Annotated in this window: 2 protein-coding genes; both read right to left on the minus strand. The window is 55.9% G+C overall.

Annotation, left to right across the window (positions count from 1 at the left end):
- Positions 1 to 94 precede the first annotated feature (94 nt).
- The gene (locus J3P89_RS24285) at positions 95 to 415 is read right to left on the minus strand and encodes a hypothetical protein (protein WP_434695879.1); all 321 of its coding nucleotides are present in this window, start codon (positions 413 to 415) and stop codon (positions 95 to 97) included.
- Complete coding sequence (locus J3P89_RS24290) at positions 412 to 13,239, minus strand: hemagglutinin repeat-containing protein (RefSeq protein ID WP_434695880.1); 12,828 nt, start codon at positions 13,237 to 13,239, stop codon at positions 412 to 414. Before J3P89_RS24290 ends, J3P89_RS24285 begins: the two co-directional genes overlap by 4 nt.
- Between the last annotated feature and the right edge of the window lie 102 nt (positions 13,240 to 13,341).

Here is a 13,341-nt window from a genome sequence, read left to right on the forward strand (position 1 = left end):
ACAATCAAACCAGGGCCTGACCACTCCGCATCATCACATATAATAAATCTGTCCCCTTTTTTGTGCAGAGTCAGGAGTAGATTTGTGGGGATCCTCAGGGTCTGTCCCCGTTTCTCCCTTTCAAACCTGCCCTAGCCAAAACATCCAGATCATCATATATATCTCTAAAAAAATTCGAAAGATCAAGGAAGTTTGCTCGCCCCATTACCAAGGCCGCCTGTAGCTCAGCATCATCATTTCCTTCTAATGCAGCCAAAGCTTTAGCAACACTTTCTTTTCCTTTTTCGTACCTCTCTAAAAACTCGTCATCCCAATTAAGACTATAATCCGCCTCCCAATCTGCTCCCTTGAACCCCCCTTTCTTTGCCTCCGCCACCTTAGCGATAACTTTTTTCAGGCTATCCAGATCAGTCATTTCAACTTCCTCCCTTCCGCCAGCACCTTATTTGTTTTATCCACATTTATCGAACCGTCCAAATTCAAAACAAACTTTACATTATCAAATTTATCAAACACCTCAAGATGATCTTTATGTAAATTATCCAGATACACCTGATCTCCCTTTTTGATATTCTCGCCAATTTTAGCTGTCGCCTTGAAAACTGATTGCCCCTGAACCCTCTTTGATGTCTTTCTTACTCCCTCGGACAGTTCACTTCCGAAACCAGGCTGATTGAAAAAATCTTCCATTTTCTCAATTTTAATAGGAGTCCTATCAGGTGGAGACGGCGGTTCGTTGACCGTCTGCTTTCCGCCTCTTTTACCGACAACCGACAGTACCCTTTCACCACCTTTCATACCAAGAGACTTAAACTCTCCCAGCACCGCATCGATCAAAAACCGAGTCGCAACAACGTACCCATCACCGTCGTATTGATACTCATCATTACCCTTGTCATGTTCACCTTTGGCTTCCTGGTGCCTCTTGGTCAGCTCTTCCTCAGATTCTCCGATCAGTCTCGACGCCACCTTGATCGCGGCCAGATCCTTCAGTTCATCGATTTCAGGGCCATATGCGGCGTTGAGCAAACCATTGGCAGTCATGCTCAAAAGGAACTTCATGGGCCCCATCAGCGCCTGAATGCCAACAACGGTCGCTTCAACTGTCTCCGTGGGCATGCCCTGGGCGAGATCAATAAGATCCAACACTTGATTGAGTGCAAGCTGTCCGTGAGTAACGAGCTCCGCCGGAACCTGAATAGGCGGTAGTTCGATAGAGCCCGGCCTATCAGGCCCACCCGATGTCGTCATGCCCGGGCAGGTATTGTTTGCCGTGCAGCTCTCAACCAATTTTTCGTAATCAGCTGCCTGCTTTGCAAACTCAGCCAATCCATCCAGCACGGCGGCAGGCAATATTTTTATCTGCTCTGGATCAAGCCCCTGTCGAACGAAGTTTTTAGTAACGGCAAGCGCCCGCTCGCTGCCCAACTTGTCGATAAGCGCTTGAGGAACATCCCCATTCCCGACCAATTGGGCACTTATTGCTCGATCCAGATTTGTAAGGAAATCGACCCCGGCCTCGGCCTCCTTGACCATGTTCGCCTTGAAGTTGACTACATTCTCGCCCCACTTCGTCACCGTCTCGACCGGATGGCTGACCGCGTCGATCGAGGAGCTACTCACATACAGATCTGTACGATGCTCTTTATCCTTGGTGACAACGTAGGCCTGGTTCACATCTCGATTAAGACCCGTCGTAGAATCTTGCCCTGCGGTCTTGTCATTACGTACGACAACCTGGCCCGAGCCCACCGTGGCATTGAGAATCTGCTCACGTTCCTTTTCGTAGTTGTAGCCCTCGATCGCCCAGCTGTTTTTACTCTCGCCTTCCATGCCTTTGTTCGGCTTGTCTGCCTGAGAACCATTGCCGCCGCCGTAACTGCCACTGACACTGAGGTAGTAACCGTGCTCATTGTCCTTACCCGTGATATTGCGGTGCCCGAGGGTGTTGGTATCCAGCTTCAGGTTACCGTTATCGGCGGTGATCACCGAACCATCGAGTTGGGTGTGGTTTTCGGTACGAATGTCGACTTTATTCTTACCGTTAATAACCGTCTGGTTTTCAACCCAATTGGTCTTGCCATTGGTCTGGCCATAACCCAACGAGCCACTCACTGTCGCACCGAAACTGACCGCAACGGTGAGGCTGGCATCGAACTCCTTGCCCTCGACCTTGCCGGTGTTGGGCACCGAAGTCACAGTGAGGTCGCGACCAACGTCACCTACGACCTCATCACCGCGCAAAGTAGCGCCGGCAATGTTGGTATCACGTCCACTCTCGAAGCCCAGTTTGTTGCCAGCGTACAGATAAGCCTCTTGCTGCCTTACGCCTTCGCGATTCAGATCACCGATCCCAACGTTTACTGAGCCATAAACGCCGAAGCCATCTTGACCAGCGATAATGCCGCCCTCTGCCCCCCAGCTGCGTCGATCATGAGAACTGCTATAAGCGTTTTGCGCCGAAAGAACGTTCAGATCGTTACCGGCTTTGAGAGAGATGTCTCGCTCCGCGGTCGCCTGGGTCCCAATGAGGGTCAGGTCATTCTTCGCGTCGAGATTTATATTGCCGCCAGCAGTTAGCTGCGTGGGCGAAGAGGAACCTTGGAGTGATTTATCCTCAGTGCCTGCGTTGCTGACACCTACTCCAAGCTTGAAGCCACCTGTGGTGCCGCCCTTGACGCCACCTTTACTCTGGGTGGAATGTCCCTCACTGCTGTCTGAGCCGTGGGCGACATCCAACGTGATGTTCTTGCCACTGACGTTGATGTCACGACCGGCATTGAACTGGCTTCCGCTGACACTGACGTCGTTCCCTGCGTCCAGCGAAATATCGCCGCCCGCTAAAAGCGTCGACGGCCGTTGCGTCACGGAGCTTTGAGTGTGGCTGGAACTGACGCTGGAGGCACCAAAATGGCCGTCAAACTTTGGCCCACTGAAGAACTGATCAAGGGTATCCACCGCTTTGAGTACACTCGATCCTTTGCTGACCCCGTCCTCACCTTTGCCGGTGCCCTTGAGTCCGTCCATCGTGTTGCCAATGTTGTAGGCCGTCGTCACCGTAAGACCGTTGCGTTTGATGCTGTCAATGATGGTGACTTGGCTAGCCTCCTCCTTGGCATCAACGTTGATATCGCGCCCCGCTTTGAAGCGAATATTGTTCTCGGCCGTCAGATCAGAGCCCTGCTGGTTTATATCGCGCCCAGCATCCACATTGAGGTTCATTCCCGCATTGATGGAGCTACCTGCTGCGGTGTACCCCTTGCTATTTACGCCATGTTGGATGGTTTCACTGCCAACAAATGTCGAGAACGCATTACTGTCTATGGTCTGCTTAAGACCTACACTTTTGTCCGTCTTCCAGGTATTGCTACGCTGCTGATCGATCGAGGCGACGACGTTGACGTCGCGGCCTGCCTTTAGCGAAGCATTGTTATCAGCGCTGATGCCACTGCCGATAACGTTAATGTCACGGGCTGCATCAAGAATTGCATCGTGCCCCGCATTCACTTGGCTACCAATACTTGTGGAGCTGACAACCTCTCGGCCGCCTTTTTGTGAAGCGGCGACAGTGATATCTGCCCCCAATCCTGGCGTGCCCGCGAATGCACCAATGGTGTCTTTGAGCGACATGCCCACTTTTTTCTTATATTTCTCGGCGCGGCTGTAAGCCTGGTCATCCGCAGACGAGAGGGTAATATCACCTTCCTTGTCCACCAGCCCGGCATGCAGCTCGGCGTCGTGATTGGCGTTGATTTCACTCGCGTTCAGGCGCACGTCACGCCCTGCAATGACGACCGCGTCGTGGCCGCCGTTTAACTCGCTTCCAATCTGTGTGACAGAAGTCTGTAGTTGACTGCTGCCACTTTTCGACATGCCAAACCGACCCGTCTTGGTCTTCTTGGTGTAACTGCCAGACTCCTCCGTGGCGGATAGAACGGCTACGTCTTGGGTTGCACCGACCACCAGATCATTACCGGCATTCAATTGACTGCCGATGATCGCGACATTGCGTCCTCCATCGAGGCTGACGGCTCCATCGTCATCTTTAGACGCGTTGACGGTCAGGTCATGACCCGCCTCGATGACCGAAGCGACGTTTTCGCTTTCATAGCTTTCTTTTTGGGTCGTCTTGCTTCGACCGAACGAACCTTTTTTCTTCTTGTAGTAATAGGAAGAGCTTTCATCCTTGGCCGACGCAACAGTGATGTCCTGTACCGCATCGAGGCTGACATCTTCAGTGGCCTTGATCCGGCTGGCGATGATGCCCAGATCGTTACCCGCATTCAGCGCAATGTCGCGGCCCGAATTTAATACCGACGACTGTTGGGTGACACTGTGTGTTTCATTCGCCCTTCTTTTACTGCGCGAGACGTAGTCGCTCTGGTTGGCGGCAGAGGTGATAACGATGTCATTACCGGAATCAACGATGAGATCACGCTTGGCATCCAATCGACTGGCGACAATCGCAACATCACGGTCGGCGCTGATCGATAGATCCCGTCCGGAAGTTACTTCCGCTGCATGCTGGGTAATGGTCTGGTTGAGGAAATTACTGCCGCGCGAATCCGTGCGGCGATCCTGGACCGAAGTGATATCCACATCCTGGCCTGCGATGAGCTTCAGGTCTCCCTCGCTTCGCAATACCCCACCAATATTATTGACGTTGCGCCCCGCATCGATCTTGAGATCGTTGGCCGCTTCAATCCGTGCAGCGCTGTTCAAGACATCCCGATGCTGCAGCGTCCCGCCGTAGTTGGTATCAAAACCGTAGACGTCCCGCTGATTGATCACGTCGCCCTTGGTGGCGGTCAAGCTCACGTCGCGACCGGTAATGATGCCGCCAGCGCTGTTGACGATATTGTTGCCTGCCTTGAGCGTCAGGCGCTCGCCGGCTTCGATCAAGCCGCTGTTGGTGAGGTTGTTGCCCGCTTCGGCCGATAGATTATTCGAAGCTCGCAGCGTGCCAGCGTTGTTTAGATCCGCACCGGCAATCAGGGTTACATCACCGCCCTGGATCAACGCACCGTTGGGTGCCAGGCGGTTGTTGGCCTGGGCCAGGTAGAGGACCGGCACCAACACCTTTTCCCCATTCACTTCGTGCTCTTCGAGCCAGACGATGTCATGCGTCAGGGCCGCCACTTGCTGGGAGCTTAAGGTCACGCCCAGGGACAAGTTGAGCTGCTCCTTGCTGGCCACGGCATTGTTCATCAGATACTTGAACATCGCTTCGTCGGAGGTCTGGCCGTCAATCCAACGTTGGCCGGTCCGGGCGACCACAGCTTGTTGCACCAAACGCTGTTCGAACAGGCCGTCGCCGAGACGTTTGGCGCTGGTGTCCGGATCGTAGCCCAGCTTGTCCAGCAGATAATCCGAGCTCATGAACTGCTTGAGGTCGGTCAGCGCGGGGTTGGTTTCGATCAGGTATTTTTGCGCGTTGGAGCGCACGCTGGTCTCAGGAAGACCCTGGACACGCGGAACGTCGAACGCGCCGTTGCCGCCGTTGGGCAACAGCACACCCACCGGACCATCACCGGCGCTTGCGTTGACATTGATCAGGGCAGCCTTGTCGTTAAGGTTCAACGAAGGACGAGCAGCCAGGATCAGGTCGCGCTTGTTTATGGCAACTGGATCGTTCTGATCGAACTGCAAAGCAGTGGCGGGTCTCGCTGGATACCCGACAGAGCGCTCGGCGGTCGTGCCGGTAACCGAACCAATGGTTCGGTCTCCGCCTGGCACATTCGTCTGCTCGCTTGCGCCCTTCCCGTTGAGGCGGAACAGGCCATTGTTGCCTACCGGCAGGGTGAAGCCTGGCAGCGCCAGCGGATTGACCTGCTGTTGGGCCAAGTCTGGTGGCAACTGCGGGTTCAAGAACACGATAGTCGGTTTGACGCCGCTCTTGACGCCTGTGTCAGCCGAGGTCTTGGCCGTGCCATCAAAATTAGTGTAAGGGTTGAGGTTGCCGTTGTTGATCGTGGTTTTGGCGTTGATTTCTACAGCTTGTCCGGCCTGCACGATGGACGAAACGCTGCCGCCGCCGTTGGTGAAGATCCGGTCATCTTTCTTCAGCACGCCCGACAATATCTGGGTAGGTATGGCGACTTCGGCGCCAATGCCAAACTTGGTATTTATTTTGTTGAGTTTTTGTTTATCAAGCGAATTGTAGTCCCAAAAAGTTCCTCCTTTGTCCGGCTCATGCCACCTTCTAATATAGCCATATTGACTTTCTGAATTTCGATCTGCATAACGTTGTAGGTCTGCGTTGATCCAGCTAGTTTCGTCGTTAGGTAGTCCGCTAAGTTTATATATTCGCGAACGAGTGAAACTGCCTGACTGAAGGCCGAGATTACTAAAAGTGTCAACATCTAGCTTGATAGACTTACCAGCTGAAACAAGCGATGCGGTATTGTTGAAGGATCCGATGTCACCTGTGAGGTTACCCGCGACGATGAGGGAGGCTTGCGGGCCTGAGATTGTCGAAGTCGACTCATAGCGTTCGTTTACGTAGAACGTAGCAAGTCGGTCAAACGTAATGTCCCCGGCGATAAATTTCTCTTCACCAACCACGCCTTCAGTTTTATTGTTGAAACTGTTCGCCGACAGCGAAAAATCACCATCAACATTGATAGAGGCGGCGAGGTTGTTGACGTTATTCGCCCTACCACCATCCCTCCCTGCGATCGTCAGATCACCAATGCTGTAAACATCACCAGTCTGGTTGGTGAAATCGTTGGCAAACAGACTCATGTTGCCGCGACTGAAGACGAGCCCGGTGTTATTGACCAGGCTGGCAGTCTTGATCGTCAGTTCCTGGGCGGCGCCGAGCGTACCAGTGTTGCTCACCGCTCCGGCTTTGAGGAGCAAGCCACCATTGGACGTCAGGCGCCCACCTGCGTTATTTAGCAAACCGTCCACGGTGATGGTGCCGAGCCCGCCTGAGCCGATGCTCGAAGCGCTCGTCAAACCAAGCTGCGCAGCCTTGAAGGTCAGATTGCCCAGGCTGCTCATGCGACCATTGCCGCTGTACCCGCCAGTCAACTGGATGTCCAGGCTGCCATCGCTGGCAATCAACCCGTCGTTGATCCAGTTTCCGCCTTTGCCTATCAGTTGATTCGCCGCTAACAGTTGCCCGCTGGCTGTCTGGGTGAAATTGTTGACGTTGACCGTCAGGCGACCGGCCTGGATCACGCTACTGTTAGTCCAACTGGCTGCGTTCAACGTCAACCCACCACGGGTCAATAACGAACCGCCGGCATTCATTACGTTCGCTGTGGAGATGCCGAACTCACCCAGGCCAACGTGCGTGACGGATCCACCTGCGTTGAGGAGGCTCGGGGCTAAGAGGGTCAGATCCGTATTGGCGGATTCCAACAGACCATTGCGGTTATCGAACACGCTACCAATCTGGAAATCGGTCTTGCCATTGCTGCCCAATGCCCGCAACTTGCCGCCCTGATTGTCGAGATTGGAGGCTCGCACAGCGAGATTCGTAGCGCTTTCTATCAGGCCGGCATTGTTAGTAAGGTTGCCATTGACGCCAAGTTCAATATTGCTGCCACTGATTTGGCCAGCGTTATTGTTTAGCGACCCGGCCGCGACATTTACCCGTCCTTTGGCGTAGATCCCGCCGCCGCCATTGTCCAGTGCGTTCCCGCCAGCATCGAGCAGGATGTCTCCAGTATTTGCGGCGATACGGCCTGCGTCGCTGTAGATGCCACCTAACGCTCGCAAGTCAAGGCGGCTGCCTTCGAGCTTGCCGCCCTGGCCGTTGCGTAGCGCTCCGGTCAGGCGAGTTTGTAAGAGGCCTTTCAGACTGGACAGCACGCCGCTCCGGCTGTCGAGGCTGGCGGCGGTGAGGTTCAAATCACCTGCCTGAGCGATGATTTTACCGCCCTGGTTGTCGATGGCGCCGTTGCCAGCGTTCACGCTCAGGGCGCCGTAGCTCTGCACCGCGCCTTTGGCATTGCCCAGTCCGGCGGATGTAAGAGTCACGCCGGCGTCACGGCTGGAAATCAGACCATCGGCATCGTTGTGAGCCGTGCCGCCAGCAGTGAGATTCAACTGACCGATAGCCGAAATTGTCCCGCTATTGCTGTTGTTCAAGTCACCGGAAGTCAGCAGGGTCAATATGGACTGGCTGATCAACTGGCCGCCCTGGTTGTCCACGCCACTGGAACGTTTGATAACCAGTGGACCGGTACTGCCCAGTGCGCCATTGACGTTCGTGAGGGCACCAAGCAAGTCGAGGGTGATGCTGTCTGCCCCCACCAGGCTGCCGCCGGTGTTATTCAATTGAGTACCCGTGACGACCATCGCTTTGCTGGCGGTGACACGGCCAGACGTGTTATCCAAACCGGCCGCGTGGATATCCAGCGTGTCTGCGCTTTCGATCAGTCCACCCAAGACGTTTGTAAGGTTTCCACTGGTGAACGTCAGCGTCTGCTTGCCGCCGCTGGTAACGATACCGCTGCTGTTATCAAGGCTGGCCGCCGTGATGCTCAGCTCGCCCTTACCGGCCAGACCGCCTTTGTCGCGGTTGATCAACGCACCGCTGAGGTCGATGGTCAGGTTACCGAGTAAACTGGAAACCGTGCCTTCCTGACTGTTGTCGAGCGAGCCGCCGCTGACCGTCAGCCCGTTCCAGCCGGACACCAAGCCGCCCTGGTTTTCCAGTTCTACAGCGGCGAGGCTCAATCGATCATTACTGATCAGGTTACCGCCGCGGTTATCCAGGCGGTTACCGGTCAGGTTATAGCTGTTGACGCTGGAGATTTCGCCTATCTGGTTATTGAGGTCACGCAGATGAGCGATGCTCAACACGCCTTTGGTGTTGATCAAACCATTGCGATTATCCAGATCCCCCGTTGCCGGCCCCAGATCAATGTCGACGCCCGAGCCGCCCAACAGCGTGCCGCCCACGTTGCTCAGCCCGATGCTGTCGAGATCCAGTTGTTGCGCAGCCTTGATCGTGCCTTTGTCGTTAGTCAGCAATCCATCGACGGTCACGCCAATATCGCTGTCACTGAGCAATACACCGCCACCGCTGTTATCCAGGCTGGCTGCGCGGATTTGCAGCGCGGCAGCCGCGATCTTGCCTTTCACCGACGTCAGCGCATTGTCGATGGTCAGGGTGAGCTTTTGATTGCTGAGCAACTGTCCGCCGCTGTTGTCCAGAGATTTGGCGACCAGATCGAAAGCAAGGTCGCTGGAAATCTCACCGTCGCGGTTGTTTACCTCGCCTAGATTTTTCAGCAACAACTGGCCCGGCGCACCGAGGAAGCCGCCCTGGTTGTTTAGCCCGCCACCGTTCAAGTCGACGCTCAGGGTGCCCTTACTGAACAACTGGCCGCCCTGCTGATCCAGACCTTGGATAGTTGCCACCAACGAATTGGCCGCGCCTAAGCTACCAGCGGCATTAGTCACCTGACCGGCGCTTATTTCCAGCCGGTCGCCGGAATAGACACTGCCCTGGCTATTGTTCAGCGCACCGGTGGTGATGTTCAGTTTGCCCTTGCTGCTCAGGACGCCTTTCTGCTGGTTGTCCAGCGCACTGCTATTGATCGTGAGGGTTGTGTCGGTCAGCAGTTGACCGGCACGGTTACTGACTGCATCACGGGTTTCGATAGCCAAGGCCTTGGCGCTGGAGACCGTGCCGCCGTTGTTGCTAAGGCTTTGGGCGTCAATTGTTAGCAAGCCTTCGCTGAAGAGGCCGCCTTGATCGTTAATTAGATCCGAGGAAAGATTGATCGCGAGGTCACGCTGGGTGATCAGCCGACCGCTGTTTTCCAGCGTTTCGCCCGTCAGCGTCAGTCCCGTGTCGCCGGACACGAGTCCCTTGTTGCGGTTGATGATCTGCCCCACTGTCAACGCCAGGTTTCCGCCTGCCAGGATGTAGCCGCTGTCGCTGTTATCCAGCCAGGCACCTGCCAGCATCACGTCCGTTTTGCTCGACAGTTCACCATTGCGGTTATCTAGACGATCGACGGTCAGTGCCAATGCTTTTGTCGCACCTACCAAGCCCTCTTGGCGGTTATCCAACTCAGTCGCTTTGATCGTGAGACCGTCATCAGCGATGACCACCCCTGCCTGATTGTCAAAAAAACCCGCGATAGTGAGATCGATATCTCCACGACTACGGATTTCGCCATTGGCGTTGTTCAGACTGGCACTACGGCTGTCGAGGCCGGCGGAGGCGATCAATCCTTTTATGTTGCTGAGCGCCTGGTCGATGACGAAGGTCAGCTTTTCGTTGCTCAGCAATTTGCCGCCATCGTTGTTCAGGTTTTGCGCGTTGATGCTCCACGCTTTTGCGCCGGAAATTTCACCGCCGCTGTTGTTCACCTCAGTGAGGTTTTTCAGAAGCAATTGACCCGGTGTATGCAGATTGCCGCGCTGGTTGTTCAGCAGACCGTGATTTAGGTCCAGGGTCAGGTCGCTGTTGCTGAACAGCTCTCCGCCCTCCTGCTCCAGCGAGGTGACGGACACCTGAAGCTGTTGTTGGCTGCCGATCTTCCCACCGGAGTTGTCGAGATGCGCCGCCGTTAGCAACAACGTGCCGTCGGTGGCGAGACTGCCGCCCTGACGATTCTTCAATTCACCGGTGGTCAGTGTTGAATTGGCTTTCGCGCTGATAAGGCCTTGGTCACTGTTGTCGAGGCTGGCACTGTTGAACGCCAGGCCTTTTTGCGATGCGATCAGGCCGCCCTGGTTGAGCGCCTCGCCGGCAGACGTGAGTGCCATCGCTTCAAGGCTCGAAAGCTTGCCCAGGCGGTTGTCGAGGCGACCGACGTTCAAGGTCGTTTGACCCTCGCTACTGACCAGACCCCGCTGATTATCGAAGGTCTCATCGAAGTTCAGGGCCAGGCTGCCCTGGGTGACAATTTGTCCACCAATGTTGCTCAGTCCGATGCCGCTGAGCGTGCTTGCACCTTTGCTGAAGATCAGACCATTGGTGGCGTTGATGATCTGCTCGACCTTCAGGCCCAGCGTGGTATCGGACAACACCTTGCCGCCCTCACTGTTATCCATGCGAGCGCCCTGGATGTGCAGATCCAGTTGGCTGGACAGCGAGCCACCGCGATTGTCGATTTGATCGACGTTGATTGTCAGCGCCTTGAGTGATCCGACCAAACCGCCCTGGCGGTTATCCAGGCTCTTGCCGGTCAGCAGCAGATTACCCTCCGCAACCAGCTCGCCGCCCTGCTGGATCAAAGTGTCGATGGTCGCTTCGATATCGCCCTTGCCGGAAATCCGTCCGGCATCGTTGGCCACTTCTTTGGCCTTCAGATTCATCTTTCCTGTCGAAGTGACCAGCCCCCCATCACGGTTATCCAGCGAATTGCCTTCAAACGCCAACGCGGTCTTGCTTTCAATGCGGCCCTTGGCTCGGTTATCCAGTCCATCGATCAACAGTTTCGCGGCCTGATCGGCGCGAATGAGCCCTCCACGGTTAGCGACACTGGTGCTGTTGATGTCCAGGGTACCGAGGCTGGAAATTTTGCCGGTGCGGTTATCCAAGCGAGTGGCTTGCACATCCATCGCACCATTGGCCTGGATCAGGCCTTTCTGGTTGTTGAGCTGAGCGACGATCCGGGTGGTCAGCGCCCCCTCACTGGTCATTTGTCCCTGTTGACTGTTGTCGATCTGATGCGCCCGAATGACCAGAGCCTGTTTTGCGCCGATCTTGCCGGTGCTGTTATTGATGGTACCGAGCGCGGTGAGATCCAGCAGACGCCCAGCCGTCATCAACCCTGAAACGTTATCCAGCGAGGTGACCGTCAGTACAGTATTGGTTTGGCTGGAGAGTTCACCGTTACTGTTAACCAGCTGCCCGACGTTACCACCGATATTGCCGCTGCTGATGACACCGCCATTGTTCAGGACCTGACCGGCGTTGAGGTTCAACGTGTTGTTGTTTAGTACGCGTCCGGTGTTGCGGTTATCCAGTGTTCCGACGGTGATTACGGTGGTGGCCCCATTGAGGGTGCCGGCCTGGTTATTCAGCGTTTGCGTAACGTTGGCGGTCAGGTTACGGCTGGCGACGATGCTCTTGCCGTGGTTATCGAGCGTATTCGCAGTAACGCTCACATCCCCCGAAGCATTGCGCGTGTTATCCGCATTCACCCCGGCTTCAATAATGCCGTTGTTGCTCAACTGCCCACCGGCATTCAACGTGATGCTGTCCCGCGCGGCGAGGGTTTGCCGGTTGCTCAGGTCACCCTGAGTCTGCACATTCAACGTCGTGCCGGCGTAAACCGGGCCCTTCGCGTCAAGACTCGCCGCCTTGACGTTGACCCCCCCGCTGGCCGAGGTATCGACCATGCTCAGATGCCCATTGGCATCGAGCTGGATATCCCCGCCACTGGCAATCAACTTGCCGTCCAGCTTCACCCCAACCCCGGCCTCGGTGCCGACCAATTTGATCGCCCCGGCGTACATCCCGCCCAGCGCCGAAGAGTCGATCGCCAGTTCCGGCTTGGCGCTGCCGTCATCGGCGCGGGCAGTGGCGCTCAAGGTATCGGCGTTGACGTCGTTGCGACCGGCGACAATCGTCAGGTTCTTGGCCTGGATCTCAGCGTTGATTTTTGCGCTGCGGGTGATGATTTCGAAGTGATCGACATTGCTCGCGTTAAGACCGGCGCCTTCGATGGCGACGCTGCCCTGGTCCACTTGATAACGATCCAGCCGACCGTTTTCGACGATTGGTTTACCGGTGCTCAGGGTCACTTTCGGGCTGTTGATAAAACCGCAGCCGTTGCAGGAGATGCCGTAGGGGTTGGCGACGATGACGTGGGCCGACTGCCCGGCCACTTCGGTGTAGCCGCGCAACTGGCTGGGGCTGCCGCCGTTGACTTCGTTGAGGATGGTCGTGGCCGCTGAACCCTGGAGGTTCGGGTTGCCGACGATGATCCCGCCCAGTTGCGTGGTCTGGGTGCGGGAGGTGGCGTTGTTGAGGATTACGCCGTTGCTGCCGACGTTGTAGTCCTTGAACTGGTTGTGGGACAGGCCGTTGGCATTGGGCTTGGCGATGTTGACGATGGGCACGCCGTTGCCCGCCCGGTCCAGGCCGGTGCCCGGCGCGCTGACCACGATGCCGTCGGCCTGGGCCCACATCGGTTGCCAGAACATGACGTTGGCCAAGAGGAACGCCAGGCCGCGCTTGGGCATGCCGAGAAACCGCTCGCGGTTTTTCAGGAGAGCAGAAGGTTGGCGGGCCAGGAAGGCGTGTTGGCGGTCGTCCATGATCGGGTCTCGTTGCAGAGCAATTAAAGGTCATCCATGCCGAAGTCGGTCGCGGCAGAGCCGAACATGACTTCGTCCCGAGGCGGGAAGACGCGCATCGTC

The organism is Pseudomonas sp. Z1-14 (genome assembly GCF_051132005.1).
Classification (GTDB): Bacteria; Pseudomonadota; Gammaproteobacteria; order Pseudomonadales; family Pseudomonadaceae; genus Aquipseudomonas.